Below are 15,243 nucleotides of genomic sequence, written 5' to 3' on the forward strand. Positions count from 1 at the left end.
CTCGCCCCCATCCCGTAGTTGCGCATGACTTGCAAGTACTTCCCCATCAGGGGAAAGATGGCCCGGCTCCGCATGTACCGCCGAAAGGACGACACGATGTCCAGCCCCGCCGCAGGTGCCACCGCCGTCAGATGGCGCGACCGGCTCACCCGCGAGGAGTGGATCCGCCTGGCCGGCATGGGCGGCTTCATCCTCGCCCTGCACGTGATCGGCTGGGTCACGCTGCTCGCGGTCATCGCGCCCGAGCACTACGACGTCGGCGGGCAGGTGTTCGGCGCCGGCATGGGCCTCACCGCCTACACCCTCGGTATGCGGCACGCCTTCGACGCGGACCACATCGCGGCCATCGACAACACCACCCGCAAGCTGATGGGCCAGGGCAAGCGGCCGCTCTCGGTCGGCTTCTGGTTCTCGCTGGGCCACTCGTCGATCGTCTTCGGCCTCTGCGCGCTGCTGGCCTTCGGGATCAAGTCGCTCGCCGGGCAGGTCGAGGCGGACGACTCCACCCTGCACGAGGCCACCGGCCTGATCGGCGTCACCGTCTCCGGGACGTTCCTGCTGCTGCTCGGTCTGATCAACCTGGGCGCCTTCAACGGCATCCTCAAGGTGTTCCGCAAGATGCGGGAGGGCGAGTACGACGAGGCCGAGCTGGAGGCGCAGCTGGAGCGGCGCGGCTTCATGAACCGCATCCTGGGCCGGGTGACCAGGGCCGTCACCAAGCCGTGGCACATGTACCCGGTCGGCCTGCTCTTCGGCCTCGGCTTCGACACCGCGACCGAGGTCTCGCTGCTGGTCCTGGCCGGCGGCGCGGCGGCCTTCCAGCTCCCCTGGTACGCGCTGCTGGTGCTGCCGGTCCTGTTCGCGGCCGGCATGAGCCTGCTGGACACCATCGACGGCTCGTTCATGAACTTCGCCTACGAGTGGGCGTTCTCCAAGCCGGTCCGGAAGATCTACTACAACCTGACCGTGACCGGCCTCTCGGTGCTGGTCGCGCTGGTCATCGGCTCGATCGAGCTGATCGGGCTGCTGGGCGAGAAGCTGGACATCACCAGCGGGCCGGTCGCCTGGGTCGGCGGGCTGGACCTCAACCTCGTCGGGTACGCCATCGTGGCCCTGTTCGTGCTGACCTGGGCGGCCGCGATCGCGTACTGGAAGTTCGGCAGGGTCGAGGAGAAGTGGTCGGCGGGGCTGGCCGCGGCGGCCACCGACGCCGAGTAGCCGCCCGCCCGCCCGTCCACGACGCGGACGAGGGCCCGCCGGCTCCGGGAGACCCCGGGGGCGGCGGGCCCTCGCCGTACCGGTGGCCCCGGGCCCGGTCGCCCCGGGCCCGGTGCCCGTCTACAGCCAGCCGCGCTGGGCCGCCTTGAGGCCCGCCTCGAAGCGGCTGGCGGCGTCGAGGCGCTCCATCAGGGCGGACATCTGGCGGCGTACGGTGCGCACCGAGATCCCGAGCCGCTTGCCGGCGGCCTCGTCGGTCAGGCCCGTCCCGAGCAGCCGGAGCAGGTCGCGCTCGGCCGGGGTGAGGCCGGTGTCGTGATGGGTGGGCTGGTCGGCGCCGAGCGGCACGGCGGTGGACCAGGCCTGTTCGAACAGGGCGACGAGGGAGGCGACCAGCCCGGGCTCGCTGGTGCAGAGGGCCCCGCGCCTGGTCTGCGTCGGGTCGATCGGGACCACGGCGGTGTGCCGGTCGAACACCAGCAGCCGGGGCGGCAGCAGCGGCGCCGTCCGCACCTGACCGCCGAGCCCGGTGAGCCACTGGGCGTACGCGTGGGTGGCCTGGTCGTTGCGGGCGCTGTCCTGGTAGAGCGTCCGCATGGCGACGCCGCGCTCCAGCGCGGCCCGGTCGAGCGGGCGGGCGGCGTCCATGCTGGCCCGGGACTGCGCCCCGCCCGAGATCGCGGCGAGGAACTCCTCCCGCAGGTCGCGCGCCAGCATTTCGAGCTTGGCCTGGATCGCGTCCATGCCGACCAGGCGCTCGGTGGCGTCCGAGGCGGTGTTGGGCACCAGGTCGGCGTAGGCGGCGACGGCCTGGGCGACGGCGGCCTTGCTGGCGGCCAGCTCCTGCTGGCGGCGGGCGAGGTCGTCCTCCTGGCGGCGGATCACGGCCTCCAGGCCCACGGCCGGGCTGACCGGGCGCAGCGCGCCGGAGACCTCCTGGGAGGGGCGCAGCAGCGTCAGGTCCGCGAGTTGGTCGAGGGCCTCCCTGACGGCGGTCTCGGAGAGGCCGAACCGGCGGCACAGGTCGGTGACCCGGCACCCGGGCTCGGCCAGCAGGGCCGCGTACACGGCTTCCGCGGTTGGGCCAAGTCCCAGCGCTTCGAGCACGATTCCCCCCGGTCCCGACGGTGCGCGCGGCCCTCTGTAAGGGCCGCATGTGCGATTCTCACAGTTCGTACATGTGTGTGCAAGGTGATCTGACGATGCGCCCGGGGGGCGGCGGGGGCGGCAGGGGCGGGTGGGGTGGCGCCATGCTGCCAGGCCTGATGATGCCTCAGGGAGGGGCTTCCGGAGCACCGGTCCGGGCTTGCAGGATGTGAGTCACCGAGTCGCGGGGCGCAGAGCCCCGGGTCCGGTGGACGGCGGGGACGAAGCCGCCGTCCGTCCGAAGTACCGACCGACCAGCAACCAGGGGGTTGTTCTCCATGCGGATTACCGCTCGCGTCTCCGGTGTCCTCGCGACTGCGGCAGTGGTGGCCACGTTCGCTCTGCCTGCCGTCGCCGCCTCCGCCTCCGCCGCCCCCGCCGCCGCACCGACCACCGTGGCGGGCGTGTCCGCGGCGAGCGACCCCGGCCTGGGCGACCCGGGCAGCATCAGCTGGGACGACAAGAAGTGACCGCCGCGGGCGGCACCGGCAGTCTGAACCGAGCCCGATGCACATTGTCCGACTCACCCTGACGAGCCCCGACCGGCGTGCGCCCACCGCCGCCGACGCCCATGTCCTGAAGGACGTGCTCTGGGCCCACGCCGATCCGTGCGGCGGCCTGGAGCACGTCCAGTCGAGAGCCGGCCAGGACTCGATCGACCTCGTCCTCTTCACCAGCGGCGGGAGTGGCGCCCACGCCCCCGCCCATTCGCTGGCCATGTGTTCCGCCGCCCTCTCGCGGTCTCCGGCCTTCCGGTCCTGGCGCGTTTCCCTCGTCTGCTGACGGCCGTCCACGCCGCGCTCTTCCACGCCGCGCTCTTCCCTGTGCCGCGCGTCCGCGAAGTGGCCGTCCACGCCGCACCCCGCCATGTCGTGCCGGGGTTCCTCCGGCGCTCTCCTTCCGGTGATCCGTGCGTCCCCGCGCCGCGCCGCGCCTCGGTGTCTCATTCCAGGAGTACTCATGTCCCGCAAGGCCTGCCTCCGCACGTCCGCCGTCGCCCTCACCCGGAGCGAGGCGGTCCGCCGCACACGGGTGGCTGGAACGGGACCTCCCACTGCGCCGGCGCGGACTTCACGGGCGGCGGCACCGGTGACCCGGCGGCGGGGGACTCCGGCCCGGGCGAAGACCCGTGCGCAACCGGGAAGCCCCACCTCTGCAGGGGCACCGGCCATGGCCTGAGCTCCCGCACCGAGATCGGCTCCGGCGGCTGGTAAACGGGGGTCGGACGGCGTCGGTCCGGTAGCGGGGTTCAGTACGGCGGGCCCGCCGGTCAGGGGATTCCCCGGCCGACGGGCCCGCGACTGTGTGACCGTCAGCACGGCCCGTGGCGGTGATTGTTCACCGCCGGGGTCTTGTCGCGTCATTTTCTACGCGCGTATCTTGAGAGCGCTGCGGGGGGCGGTTGCCGGCTCCCGTCTGCTCTCTACGCGGGTAGTGCGCGATGTGCGCCTGCCCGGCGTACCTCTGACCCACTCTCACGGTCCGGCGGCCCCACGTCCGCCGGACGAACGTGCCGCCCCCGTTGCCGTGCCGCCGTGCGCCACGGCAGACCAAGGAGTCCCGCCCAGGTGACCACGTCCCCCGCTCCCCGCCCCCGCTCGCGCCGCGCGCTGCTCCGTGCCACCCTCGTGCCGGCCGGCCTGGCCGCCTCGCTGGTGCTCGTCCCGCTCCCGGCCGCCGTGGCCGCGCCGTCGGCCGACGCGGCCCCGGCGGGTCCGACCGAGCCCGGGCCGCTGCGCATCCACGACATCCAGGGCACCACCCGGATATCCCCGCAGGTGGGCAAGGCCGTCGCCGGCGTGCCCGGCATCGTCACCGGCGTGCGCGGCTACGGCTCCAAGGGCTTCTGGATCCAGGACCCGAACCCGGACGCCGACCCGGCCACCAGCGAGGGCGTCTTCGTCTACACCGGCAGCGCCGCCCCGACCGTCAAGGTCGGCGACTCGGTCCTGGTGAGCGGCAAGGTGACGGAGTACTACCCGAACTTCGGCGGCGGCTCGCAGTCGCTCACCCAGCTGAGCGGCCCGGCCGTCACCGTGGTCTCCTCCGGCAACCCGCTGCCGGCGCCGGTCGTGGTGGACACCCGCAACATCCCCGGCACCTACAGCCCGGCGGCCGGTGCCGACGGCACCGTCAACGACGTCACCCTGAACCCGGAGAAGTACACCCTCGACTTCTACGAGTCGCTGGAGGGCATGCTCGTCGAGGTCAAGGACGTCCGGGTGGTCCAGGCGACCGACAAGTACAACGAGCTCTGGGTCGCCGCCGACAAGCAGGACCAGAAGAGCCGGCGCGGCGGCGTCCTCTACGAGTCGTACGCCGAGCCCAACGTCGGCCGCCTGATGGTGCAGCAGCAGGCGCCCGTCTCCCAGCAGCCGTTCCCGGTCGCCAACGTCGGCGACGAGCTGACCGGCACCACCAGCGGCCCGCTCGACTACAACCAGTTCGGCGGCTACACCCTGGTCGCCGGCGCCCTCGGCGCGCTGCGGGACAACCACCTCCAGCGCGAGGTGACGGCCCCGGCCGGCGACCGCGAACTCACCGTCGCCACCTACAACGTGGAGAACCTGGCCCCGGGCAACCCGGACGGCAAGTTCGCCGACCTGGCCCAGGCCGTGGTCACCAACCTGCGCTCGCCCGACGTCGTCGCCCTGGAGGAGATCCAGGACAACAACGGCTCCAAGAACGACGGCACGGTGGACGCGAGCCAGACCGTGGCCAAGTTCATCGCCGCGATCAAGGCGGCCGGCGGCCCGGCGTACGAGTGGCGCTCGATCGACCCGGAGAACGGCAAGGACGGCGGCGAGCCGGGCGGCAACATCCGCCAGGTCTTCCTCTTCAACCCGCAGCGGGTCTCCTTCACCGACATCCCCGGCGGCTCCGCCACCTCCGCGGTGGACGTGGCCGGCACCGGCGCGGCCACCGCGCTGACCGCCTCGCCCGGCCGGATCGACCCCGCCAACGAGGCCTGGGCCAACAGCCGCAAGCCGCTGGTCGGCCAGTTCTCCTTCCGCGGCAAGAAGGTCTTCGTCATCGCCAACCACTTCAACAGCAAGGGCGGCGACCAGGGCATCGACAGCCGCTTCCAGGCCCCGACCCGCAGCTCCGAGGTGCAGCGGGTCAAGCAGGCCACCGTCGAGCAGGCCTTCGTCGCCAAGCTGCTGGCCGCCGACAAGGAGGCCAAGGTGGTCTCGCTCGGCGACTTCAACGACTACCAGTTCTCGCCCGCGCTGGCCGCGCTCACCAAGGACGGCGTGCTCCGCGACCTGGTGAACGAACTGCCCGAGAAGGAGCAGTACTCCTACGTCTACCAGGGCAACTCGCAGGTGCTGGACCACGTCCTGGTGAGCCCCGAGGTCGGGTACGCCAAGTACGACGTGGTGCACATCAACAGCGAGTTCGCCGTGCAGGCGAGCGACCACGACCCGCAGGTGGTCCGCATCAAGCCGTAGTTCCCGCGGCATGACCGAGGGGGCGGTGACCGGGTCCGGTCACCGCCCCCTCGGGGTTTTCCCGCGGTGCGTCAGCGCAGGGCGGCGAGCACCGCGTCCGCCATCACCTTCTCGCCGGTGGCGTTCGGGTGGAACGGGACGGCCGGGGAGCCGGGCAGCGCGCCCTCGATCCAGCGGTCGTCCGAGCAGACGTCGTGGCCGGCGGTCGGGGTGGCGGTGTCCACGTAGGTGGCGCCGTTGGCGGCCGCGGTGGCCTTCAGCATGGCGTTCAGATTGCCGAGGACGCCGTACATGTACTCGACGTCGCCGGCGGTGACGGGCTGGCGGAGGAAGCACTTCGAGCCGTCGGCGGGCAGCACGGACGGGTAACCCACCAGCAGCACCCGGGCCTTGGGGGCCTTGGCGTGGATGCGCTTGAGCGTGTCGGCGATCTGCGGCTTCGCGGCCGCGGTCCGGTCCGCGAGGTCGTCGTTGCCGTACTGCCAGGACCAGGTGGACCAGTCCCAGTGGCCGTGGTGGAAGACGTCCTTGCAGGGGGTGCCGAGCGGGTTGACCGCCGCACCGGCGATGCAGACGCCGACCAGGTCGCCGAGCCCGAGGTCGGTGGCGCCGAGGTCGTTGCCGCCGATGCCGAGGGTCACCAGGTCGGTGTCGGCGGTGACGGCGTCCAGCTGGGGGTCGTTGACCCGGAGGAAGGCGTCGTACTGGGGCTGCGTCATCGCCTTCACCTTGGCGGCGGCGCAGGTGACGTCGGTGTAGGCGCCGGCCTTGAGCGCGGCGGCCACCAGGTGGCCGTAGTTGCGGTCCGAGCGCAGGCAGAGACCGGCCGACTGGCCGGGCACGCCGGCGCCGGCGGCGTACGAGTCGCCGAGCGCCACGTAGTGGTGGGGCGCCGGGGTGGCGGCCTGTGCACTGGTGGAGGTCAGGGCGAGCGCGGCGCCCAGCGCGGCGGCGCCGAGCAGGGCGGACTTCCGGGTCTTCGGCGCGGTGGCGCCGGACGCGGGGGTGGTGCGGAGTTTCCGGGCAGGGCGGAGCACGGTTCCTCCTGGGGGAGAGAAACGACGGTGGGTGGGGGGTCCTGCGAGCCGCGGCCACAGCTACTACTCACAAGTAAGTTACTGTCAGGTTTCGCGTTCGTCCATGCATTGCGCGGAAATTTCCGAAAAACCGTCAGAAGTATTTCGGAATTACGCTCCATCGCGTATCGAAGGTATTTCCGAAACGCCCCGGAGCGGAATTCACGCTACTGCTCGTTACCGAACTGCCGTCGTCACCCCTTGTTACCGGCCGGTTGACGCGCCCCGTCGCAAGCCGCAGTATCGGGCGCACGCGCACCGCCGGAGCACCGATGGAGGACCCCGCATGGCCCTGGACGCCGACGTCATCGTCATCGGAGCCGGACTGGCCGGGCTCGCCGCCACCGCCGAACTCGCCGACGCCGGACGGAAGGTGATCCTGCTCGACCAGGAGCCCGCGGCCTCCTTCGGCGGGCAGGCGCACTGGTCCTTCGGCGGCCTCTTCTTCGTCGACTCGCCCGAGCAGCGCCGGATGCGGATCCGCGACTCGCACGCGCTCGCCCGGCAGGACTGGCTCGGCACCGCCGGCTTCGACCGCCCCGAGGACGCCTGGCCACGCCGCTGGGCCGAGGCGTACGTCGACTTCGCGGCCGGCGAGAAGCGGGCCTGGCTGCACGGGATGGGCGTGCGGTTCTTCCCCGTCGTGGGCTGGGCCGAGCGCGGCGGGCTCCACGCCGACGGGCCCGGCAACTCCGTGCCCCGTTTCCACATCACCTGGGGCACCGGGCCCGGCCTGCTCGAACCCTTCGTCCGGCGGGTCCGGGACGCGGCCGCACGCGGGCTGGTCGACCTGCGGTTCCGGCACCGGGTCACCGGACTCGGCGCCAACGCCGGGGTGACGGACACCGTGAGCGGCGAGGTGCTGGTGCCCAGCGCCGCCGCCCGCGGCGAGGCCAGTTCGCGCGAGGTGGCCGGCCACTTCGAGCTGCGCGCCCAGGCCGTGATCGTCACCTCCGGCGGCATCGGCGGCAACCACGACCTGGTCCGCAAGGCCTGGCCCGCCCGGCTCGGCACCCCGCCCGGGCGGATGCTCTCCGGCGTTCCCGCGCACGTCGACGGGCTGATGCTCGGCATCACCGGCGAGGCCGGCGGCAACCTGATCAACGGCGACCGGATGTGGCACTACACCGAGGGCATCGAGAACTGGGACCCGATCTGGGCCCGGCACGGCATCCGCATCCTGCCCGGCCCCTCCTCCCTCTGGCTCGACGCGCGCGGGCGCCGGCTGCCCGTCCCGCTCTTCCCCGGCTTCGACACCCTCGGCACGCTCGAACACCTCCGCACCACCGGGTACGACCACACCTGGTTCGTGCTCAGCCAGAAGATCATCGAGAAGGAGTTCACCCTCTCCGGCTCCGAGCAGAACCCCGACCTCACCGGGCGCTCCCTGCGCGGCGTCCTCGGCCGCGCCCTGCCCGGAGCCCCCGGCCCGGTCCGGGCCCACCTGCGGCACGGACCCGACTTCGTGGTCGCCGGCAACCTGGCCGACCTCGCCCGCGGCATGAACGCCAGGACCCGCGAGGCGCTGATCGACCCCGACGAACTGCGCCGCACCGTCGAGGCCCGGGACCGCCAGCTCGCCAACCCGTTCGCCAAGGACCTCCAGGTCACCGCCATCCACGGCGCCCGCCGGTACCTCGGCGACAAGCTGATCCGCACCGCGGCCCCGCACCGCCTCCTCGACCCGGCCGCCGCCCCGCTGATCGCCGTCCGGCTGGGCATCCTGACCCGCAAGTCCCTCGGCGGGCTGGAGACCGACCTCTCCGCCCGGGTGCTGCGCCCCGGCGGCGAGGTGCTGGACGGCGTGTACGCGGCCGGCGAGGCGGCCGGCTTCGGCGGCGGCGGCGTCCACGGCTACCGCTCCCTGGAGGGGACGTTCCTCGGCGGCTGCCTCTTCTCCGGTCGTACGGCGGGCCGCGCGGCGGCCGCCGCGACGGCGTAGCGGGCGGGCGCCGAGTGCCGGAGCGCTCGCGAAAGTAGAGCTTCTTTCTAGAGAAGTCCTCCAACCCTGCCCTATGCTTGCCGAGTTGGCGGCCGAGTCCGTGCCGGGGGCCGCCCGGGGGTCGAGCGGAGGACCGGGGATGTCCCCCAAGCAGCAGCGGGGCGAGGCGACCGTCGAGCTGCTCCTGAGCACCGCGCTGCGCGTGTACGCGGAGTCGGGTCAGGAGGGGTTCACCGTCACCGCCGTCACCACGGCGAGCAAGGTCAGCCTGGGCAGCCTCTACCACCACTTCGGGAGTTTCGACGGTCTCGCCGCCGCGCTCTACATCCGGTGTTTGGAGCGGCTGTTCGACGAGATGACCGCCGCGCTGGAGCGCAGTCGCACCGCGCGTACCGGGGTGCGGGCGCTCGTCCTGGCCTACCTGCGCTTCACGCAGGAGCACCGCGACGCCGCCCTCTTCCTCCACGCCTCCGCCTACTCCGGCTACCTGGCCGCCCGGGCGGAGCAGATCCGGGCCGCGAAGGCGGCCCGGATGGCGGTCATCGGCGCCTGGATGCGGCCCCGGATGGAGCGGGGCGAGATCGCGCCCGTGCCCGGCCCGATGGTCGAGGTCCTGGTCATGGGGCCGGTCGCGGAGGCGGCCCGCCGCTGGCTGTCCGACACCTACGACCTGGACCTGGCCGAGGCGGCGCGGGTCCTGCCCGAGAGCATCTGGCGCTCGCTGCGGCCCGAGCCGCCGGGTCCGAGCGGTACCGGCGGGGCGACGGACGGGGGAGACTGATGGCGGCACGGGCACGGTTGTTGACGATCCGTTGGGGCGGGGTACCGGGAAAGGGCGGGGCATGACTGGTCGGGGGGCCGTACTCGGAGGTCGCTACACGCTGACCGAGCGGATCGGCGGCGGGGGCATGGGCGCGGTCTGGCGCGCCGACGACCGGGTGCTGGAACGGCAGGTCGCGGTGAAGATCCTGCACGCGGGGCTGCTGGAGGAGGGGACGTTCGCCAGACGGTTCCGGCGCGAGGCCCAACTGCTCGCGGCGATCAGCCACCCGGGCATCGTGGACGTCCACGACTACGGCGAGAACGACGCGGAGGGCGAGCGGATCGCCTACATCGTCATGGAGCTGGTCGAGGGACGGCCGCTGGACAAGGTCCTCGCCGAGGACGGGGCGATGCCCGCCGAGCAGGTCCTGGGGATGCTCGCCACGGCGCTCGACGCCCTGCACGCCGCGCACCAGCAGGAGATCGTGCACCGGGACGTCAAGCCCTCCAACCTGATGCTGGGGGCCGACGGCCGGGTGACGGTGACGGACTTCGGCATCGCGCGGGCGCTGGTGAGCACCACGCTCACGGCGACCAACGTGGTGATCGGCACCGCGCTGTACATGGCGCCCGAGCAGGCCGGGGGCGGGGGCGTCACACCGGCCTCGGACCTCTACTCGCTCGGCGTGGTCTGCTACGAACTGCTCACCGGCGTACCGCCGTTCACCGGCGAGAGCGTGGTCGAGGTGGCGCTCAAGCACGTTCAGCAACCTGCTCCGGAGCTGCCGGAGGAGTTCGCGCCGGCGGTACGGGAGTTCGTCGCGCGCGCGTTGGCCAAACAGCCCGGTGACCGGTTCGCGGACGCGGCCGCCATGGCGGCCGCGGCACGGGCCGCGGTCGGCGACCGGTCGGCGCCGGTCGCCGCGGTCGTGCGCCCCGTGCCTCCCCCCGGTCCCGGGGCCCCGGCGGCCGGCGCCGCCGGGGCCGAGGTCGCGACGGTGGGGCCGCGGACGGCCGCGGAGTCCGGCGCGGGCCGCTCCTGGCGCCGGTTCCTGGTGCCCGTCGTCGTCCCGGTGATCATCACCACGGGTGCCGCTACGGCCCTGCTGGTCGACCGGAGCCCGTTCCAGTCGCAGGCGCAGACCCCCGGCGCGCAGCCCGTCGTCTCGGCCCCCGCCACCACGGTCGGCGATCCGTCGGCGGCCACCACGTCGCCGGCCGGGCAGACCCCGACCACGCCGCAGCCGAGCGCCGACGCGACACCGAGCGCCCCGGCCTCCGCGCAGCCCGAGACCACCGCCGCGCCGAACGCCGGCGGCCAGTCCCAGGGTTCGGCGCCGCAGTCCGGCGGCGGGGCGGCGGGCGGCACGGGGTCGTCGGCGGGTGCGGCCGGCGGAGCGGCCAGTGGATCGGGTGGCACCGCGCCGAAGGCGGGCGGTGGCGGTGGGGGCGGCAGCAACGGTGGCGGGAACGCCGGTGGTGGCGGTGGTGGTGGCGGTGGATCCACAGCCAACCAGCCCGCCCCACCGGCCCCCGTGCCCGCTCCGGCGACGCAGGCGCCCAACCCGCCGGTGCCCGACCCGCCCGCCCCCAAGCCGTCGGCACCGACCGTGCCCGCCGGGTGCGGCGGTGCGAAGTGGGGCGACATCGTCAACGTGGCCGACGGCCAGAAGCTCGGTCTGGCCACCGGCAGCCCGGCGGCGGGCGCCGCGGCCGTCATGGGCGGGACGACCGTCTACGGCTGGGTGCGTTCGGACCCGGACCCCGGCGGCTGGTACCAGATCTTCCCGTGCAACCTGAGCAGCCCGGCCCTCGTCCAGGACACCGACTTCTCGAACCAGTCGAGCCAGAAGGTGCTGCTCTCGTCGGGGTTCAGCTTCATGAACGACTGGTCGGTGGTCGGCGCGGGCACCTCGGGCGTCTACTACCTCAAGAACTACTCGGGGTCGACCTGCCTGACCGACAACGGCGCGGGCAAGCAGGTCACCATGACCACCTGCACCCCGGGCAACAAGTTCCAGCAGTGGCGCATCCCCTGACCCCGCCTCCGCTCAGTCCCGTCCGCCCGCGTGAACCAACGGCGGGAAGACGGCCTGGGCGTCCCGGCCGGCGAACCAGAGGCCGAGCACGAACGCCGTGGTCGCCTCCAGCAGCCGCGCCGCGGCCAGGCCGCCGAACACCACCTCGTGCCCGGCCCGGGCCCACTGTCCGCCGAGTGCCTGCGCCACGTTCCCCGCCCCGATGATGCCGATCCGCATCCGAATCTCCCGTTCGCTCAGGCCTGTTCGGCCGGTACGGGATGACTCCAGGAACGGCGGTGGTTACCGATCGGTGCGTGACGGACCTGCTAGGGGAGCGGTGGACGAGGTGCCGGGCGGGACGTACCTGGCGGACTGCCGGGCGCGGGTCGCCTTCGACCTGTTGGCCAACACCTGGAGCTCGGTCGTGCTCTGGGCGCTGCGCGACGCCCCCGAACGCCCCGGCGAACTGCGGGCCCGGATCGGCGGCATCAGCGCCAAGGTCCTCACCGAGACGCTGCGCCGCCTGGAGTACAACGGCCTGGTCGTGCGCCGCAGTTACGCCGAGACCCCGCCCCGCGTCGAGTACGCGCTCACCCCGCTCGGCCGCACCCTCCTCCCGGCCCTGGAGGCGCTCGGCGCGTGGGGTTACCGGCACGGCGACGAAGTCCTGGAGGCCCAGGACCGGGCGGAAGCGTGATCCCCCGGGCGATTGCCCGCCGGCCGGTACTCGCCGCCCGGCGCCCGGCGCTCAGCGCTCGTCGGTGAGGCCGAGGCGCAGGTGGTCGACGTGGTAGACGGCCTGGTCGAGCAGGGCGGCGACGTGGTCGTCGTGGAGGGAGTAGACCACCGAGCGGCCGCGGCGCTCGCCGACGACCAGGCCGAGGTTGCGGAGCAGGCGGAGCTGGTGGGAGCAGGCGGACTGCTCCATGCCGACGGCGTCGGCGAGTTCGGTGGCGGCCCGCGGGCCCTCGCGGAGCTGGGCGAGTATCAGCAGGCGGGAGGGGGTGGCGAGGGCCTGGAGCGTGCTCGCCACCTTGGCCGCGTTGGATGCGTCCAGGCGCATCTGCGGCACGGTGTTCTCGGCGGCTGCGTGTCCCATGGGGGCATCCTACGGGGCGGGTGCCGGGCGGGACGGGCACACATGAACGAATGAAAGTGTGTTCATATGTTCCTGTATGGTGGCGCCCATGTCCGCCACCGTGCTCACCCGACCGCCGGCCCCCACCGCAGCCGCGACACCACAGCCGCGCCGCACCCGGGTACTGGCCCTGCCCGAGGCGCGCTGGGCGGCCGCCGCCACGGCCGCCTTCCTGGCCGCCCTCGTCGTGCAGCTCGTCGGCGGACCGGGCTGGATGTCCGGGGCGCTGTACGCCGTGGCCTACCTGGCCGGCGGCTGGGAGCCGGCCTGGGCCGGGTTGCAGGCACTGCGCGAGCGGACCCTCGACGTCGACCTGCTGATGGTGGTGGCCGCGATCGGCGCCGTCGCGATCGGCCAGGTGCTGGACGGCGCCCTGCTGATCGTGATCTTCGCGACCAGCGGCGCCCTGGAGGCGCTCGCCACCGCCCGCACCGCCGACTCCGTCCGCGGCCTGCTCGACCTCGCCCCCGCCACCGCCTGCCGGATCGGCGCCGACGGCCGTGAGGAGACCGTGCCCACCGCCGGACTCGCCGTCGGCGACGTCGTGCTGGTCCGCCCCGGCGAGCGGGTCGGCGCCGACGGCCGCGTCCTCGACGGCGCGAGCGACGTCGACCAAGCCACCATCACCGGCGAGCCGCTGCCCGTCGCCAGGACCGCCGGGGACGAGGTGTACGCGGGCACGCTCAACGGCACGGGCGCGCTGCGCGTCCGGGTCGGACGGGACGCCGCCGACACCGTGATCGCCCGGATCGTCGCCCTGGTCGAGGAGGCCTCGGAGACCAAGGCGCCCACCCAGCTCTTCATCGAGAAGGTCGAACAGCGCTACGCCGCCGCCCTGGTGACCGCGACCCTGCTGCTCTTCGCCGTCCCGCTCGCCTTCGGCGGCGAACTGACCGGCACCCTGCTGCGCGCCATGACCTTCATGATCGTCGCCTCGCCGTGCGCCGTGGTGCTGGCCACCATGCCCCCGCTGCTCTCCGCGATCGCCAACGCCGGCCGGCACGGCGTGCTGGTCAAGTCGGCGGTGGTGATGGAGCGGCTGGGCCAGGTCGACACCGTCGCCCTCGACAAGACCGGCACCCTCACCGAGGGAACGCCCCGGGTCACCGAGGTGCTCCCGCTGGCCGGTCCCGGGGAGGAGCGGCCGACGGAGGACGAGCTGCTCGCCCTCGCGGCCGCCGCCGAGCACCCCAGCGAGCACCCGCTGGCCCGCGCCGTGGTCGCCGCCGCACGCGAGCGCGGCCTCGCGGTGCCCGCGGCCGACGGGTTCACCTCCACCCCGGGCGTCGGCGTCCGGGCGGTGGTCGGCGCAGCGGTGGTCGCGGTCGGCGCACCCGGCCCGTACCGGACGCACCCCGCCGTCACCGGACTGGAGGAGGCCGGCCGTACCGCCGTCCTGGTCCTGCGCGACAGCGAACCGGTCGGCGTGCTCGGCCTCGCCGACCGCCCGCGCGAGCAGGCCGCCACCGCCGTCCGCGGCCTGGCCGCGCTCACCGGCCGCCCGCCGGTCCTGCTCACCGGCGACAACCAGCGCGCCGCCGACCGCCTCGCCCGGGAGGTCGGCCTGACCGAGGTCCGCGGCGGGCTGCTGCCGCACGACAAGCTGACCGCGGTCCGCGAGCTCGCCGACGGCGGACGCCGGGTGCTGATGGTCGGCGACGGCGTCAACGACGCACCCGCGCTGGCCGCCGCGCACACCGGCATCGCGATGGGCCGGGCCGGCTCTGACCTCGCCCTGGAGACCGCCGACGCGGTCGTGGTGCGCGACGAACTGACCGCCGTCCCGGCGGTGGTGGCGCTCTCCCGGCGGGCCCGCCGGCTGGTCGTCCAGAACCTCGTGATCGCCGGAGCGTTCATCACCGTGCTGGTGGTCTGGGACCTGGCAGGTACGCTGCCGTTGCCGCTCGGCGTCGCCGGGCACGAGGGCTCCACCGTGATCGTCGGCCTCAACGGCCTTCGGCTGCTGCGCGAACGCGCGTGGCGGCGGGCCCTGCCGAACGAGGAGGGGGAGACACGATGAGCCGTCGGGACCGTGAGCGCGGCGGGCAGGCCTCCGGCGCGCGGGGGCCCGCCGCCCCGGTGACCGTCACCGTCTGCCGGGGCTGCTGCTGCGGCACCCAGGAGAAGCACCCCGGCGTCGACCACGCCGGCCAGTACGAGCGGCTGCGCGAGGCCGTCGGCCCGGCGGGCAGGGTCCGGGCCGTCAAGTGCCTGGACGTGTGCGCGCACTCCAACGTCGTCGTGGTCGGCCCCTCCAGCGAGGGCCGCGCGGCGGGCGGCCGTCCGGTCTGGCTGGGCTGGGTACTGGCGGACGACATGGTCGAGGAGATAGCCGAGTGGGTGCACGCCGGCGGCCCCGGCCTGGCCGATCCGCCGGGGCTGCTCGACCTCCAGCAGATCAGCGTCTCCCGCCGCGTCCGCGACGGCCTGCCCGGCTGAGGCCGGTCTCCGCGGCCCGGCCGCGGAGCCGGACCGGCGGACCGTTGGG

13 protein-coding genes and 1 pseudogene are annotated in these 15,243 nt (G+C 73.7%); 10 read left to right on the forward strand and 4 right to left on the reverse strand.

Annotated elements, in window-relative coordinates; genetic code table 11:
* The first annotated feature begins 96 nt into the window (after nt 1-96).
* Entirely contained in the window at nt 97-1,218 is a 1,122-nt protein-coding gene (locus C2142_RS29190) for a HoxN/HupN/NixA family nickel/cobalt transporter (RefSeq protein WP_148645699.1), read from the forward strand.
* A gap of 120 nt (nt 1,219-1,338) precedes the next feature.
* Here C2142_RS29190 and C2142_RS29195 read toward each other — a convergent pair whose 3' ends face one another.
* Nucleotides 1,339-2,286 (reverse strand): LuxR C-terminal-related transcriptional regulator, encoded by a 948-nt coding sequence (locus C2142_RS29195; RefSeq protein WP_346766399.1) that lies wholly within the window; start codon nt 2,284-2,286, stop codon nt 1,339-1,341.
* A gap of 356 nt (nt 2,287-2,642) precedes the next feature.
* On the opposite strand from C2142_RS29195, the gene C2142_RS29200 reads away from it, so the two are divergent.
* From C2142_RS29200 to C2142_RS29210, 3 genes are all read left to right on the forward strand, one after another.
* On the forward strand, nt 2,643-2,834 hold the full coding sequence (locus C2142_RS29200; RefSeq protein ID WP_148645701.1) for a hypothetical protein: 192 nt from the start codon (nt 2,643-2,645) through the stop codon (nt 2,832-2,834).
* A 37-nt stretch (nt 2,835-2,871) separates the two neighbouring features.
* Nucleotides 2,872-3,147, forward strand: a complete 276-nt coding sequence (locus C2142_RS29205; protein ID WP_148645702.1) for a hypothetical protein — start codon at nt 2,872-2,874, stop codon at nt 3,145-3,147.
* An 896-nt stretch (nt 3,148-4,043) separates the two neighbouring features.
* The gene (locus C2142_RS29210) at nt 4,044-5,816 is read left to right on the forward strand and encodes an endonuclease/exonuclease/phosphatase family protein (RefSeq protein ID WP_241003293.1); all 1,773 of its coding nucleotides are present in this window, start codon (nt 4,044-4,046) and stop codon (nt 5,814-5,816) included.
* A 71-nt stretch (nt 5,817-5,887) separates the two neighbouring features.
* On the opposite strand, the gene C2142_RS29215 is transcribed toward C2142_RS29210, so the two are convergent.
* Complete coding sequence (locus C2142_RS29215; RefSeq protein ID WP_148645703.1) at nt 5,888-6,853, reverse strand: SGNH/GDSL hydrolase family protein; 966 nt, start codon at nt 6,851-6,853, stop codon at nt 5,888-5,890.
* 325 nt (nt 6,854-7,178) lie between these two features.
* Here C2142_RS29215 and C2142_RS29220 point away from each other — a divergent pair, with 325 nt between their 5' ends.
* The 3 genes from C2142_RS29220 (at nt 7,179) to C2142_RS41720 (ending at nt 11,635) form a co-directional block, all read left to right on the forward strand.
* Complete coding sequence (locus C2142_RS29220; protein ID WP_148645704.1) at nt 7,179-8,834, forward strand: FAD-binding dehydrogenase; 1,656 nt, start codon at nt 7,179-7,181, stop codon at nt 8,832-8,834.
* A 139-nt stretch (nt 8,835-8,973) separates the two neighbouring features.
* Nucleotides 8,974-9,615 carry a TetR/AcrR family transcriptional regulator gene (locus C2142_RS29225; protein ID WP_148645705.1) on the forward strand — a complete coding sequence of 214 codons (642 nt, stop codon included), beginning with the start codon at nt 8,974-8,976 and terminating at the stop codon, nt 9,613-9,615.
* Nucleotides 9,616-9,676: 61 nt separating this feature from the next.
* Nucleotides 9,677-11,635: a serine/threonine-protein kinase gene (locus tag C2142_RS41720; protein ID WP_148645706.1), complete on the forward strand. Its 1,959-nt coding sequence runs from the start codon at nt 9,677-9,679 to the stop codon at nt 11,633-11,635.
* Nucleotides 11,636-11,764: 129 nt separating this feature from the next.
* Here the strand turns inward: C2142_RS41720 and C2142_RS40525 are convergent.
* Nucleotides 11,765-11,875 (reverse strand): annotated as a pseudogene (locus tag C2142_RS40525) (NAD(P)-binding domain-containing protein); the annotation flags it as partial.
* Nucleotides 11,876-11,954: 79 nt separating this feature from the next.
* Here C2142_RS40525 and C2142_RS29240 point away from each other — a divergent pair.
* Nucleotides 11,955-12,314: a helix-turn-helix domain-containing protein gene (locus C2142_RS29240; RefSeq protein WP_241002843.1), complete on the forward strand. Its 360-nt coding sequence runs from the start codon at nt 11,955-11,957 to the stop codon at nt 12,312-12,314.
* Nucleotides 12,315-12,365: 51 nt separating this feature from the next.
* Here C2142_RS29240 and C2142_RS29245 read toward each other — a convergent pair whose 3' ends face one another.
* Nucleotides 12,366-12,716, reverse strand: a complete 351-nt coding sequence (locus C2142_RS29245; protein ID WP_148645708.1) for a metalloregulator ArsR/SmtB family transcription factor — start codon at nt 12,714-12,716, stop codon at nt 12,366-12,368.
* Between the two features lie 88 nt (nt 12,717-12,804).
* Between C2142_RS29245 and C2142_RS29250 the strand changes: the two genes are divergently transcribed.
* Both C2142_RS29250 and C2142_RS29255 read left to right on the forward strand, forming a co-directional pair.
* Nucleotides 12,805-14,775 (forward strand): heavy metal translocating P-type ATPase, encoded by a 1,971-nt coding sequence (locus C2142_RS29250; protein WP_148645709.1) that lies wholly within the window; start codon nt 12,805-12,807, stop codon nt 14,773-14,775.
* Entirely contained in the window at nt 14,772-15,194 is a 423-nt protein-coding gene (locus tag C2142_RS29255; RefSeq protein ID WP_148645710.1) for a (2Fe-2S) ferredoxin domain-containing protein, read from the forward strand. Before C2142_RS29250 ends, C2142_RS29255 begins: the two co-directional genes overlap by 4 nt.
* The last annotated feature ends 49 nt before the right edge of the window (nt 15,195-15,243 follow it).

The organism is Streptomyces sp. CB01881 (assembly GCF_002953255.1).
Lineage (GTDB): Bacteria > Actinomycetota > Actinomycetes > Streptomycetales > Streptomycetaceae > Kitasatospora.

What these genes read in the sequence shown, in the direction of transcription:
- C2142_RS29250 (WP_148645709.1), top strand. Translation starts at nt 12,805, where the DNA reads ATGTCCGCCACCGTGCTCACCCGACCGCCGGCCCCCACCGCAGCCGCG.
- C2142_RS29220 (WP_148645704.1), top strand. Translation starts at nt 7,179, where the DNA reads ATGGCCCTGGACGCCGACGTCATCGTCATCGGAGCCGGACTGGCCGGG.
- C2142_RS29245 (WP_148645708.1), bottom strand. Translation starts at nt 12,716, where the DNA reads ATGGGACACGCAGCCGCCGAGAACACCGTGCCGCAGATGCGCCTGGAC.
- C2142_RS29200 (WP_148645701.1), top strand. Translation starts at nt 2,643, where the DNA reads ATGCGGATTACCGCTCGCGTCTCCGGTGTCCTCGCGACTGCGGCAGTG.
- C2142_RS29205 (WP_148645702.1), top strand. Translation starts at nt 2,872, where the DNA reads ATGCACATTGTCCGACTCACCCTGACGAGCCCCGACCGGCGTGCGCCC.
- C2142_RS29255 (WP_148645710.1), top strand. Translation starts at nt 14,772, where the DNA reads ATGAGCCGTCGGGACCGTGAGCGCGGCGGGCAGGCCTCCGGCGCGCGG.
- C2142_RS29190 (WP_148645699.1), top strand. Translation starts at nt 97, where the DNA reads ATGTCCAGCCCCGCCGCAGGTGCCACCGCCGTCAGATGGCGCGACCGG.
- C2142_RS29225 (WP_148645705.1), top strand. Translation starts at nt 8,974, where the DNA reads ATGTCCCCCAAGCAGCAGCGGGGCGAGGCGACCGTCGAGCTGCTCCTG.
- C2142_RS41720 (WP_148645706.1), top strand. Translation starts at nt 9,677, where the DNA reads ATGACTGGTCGGGGGGCCGTACTCGGAGGTCGCTACACGCTGACCGAG.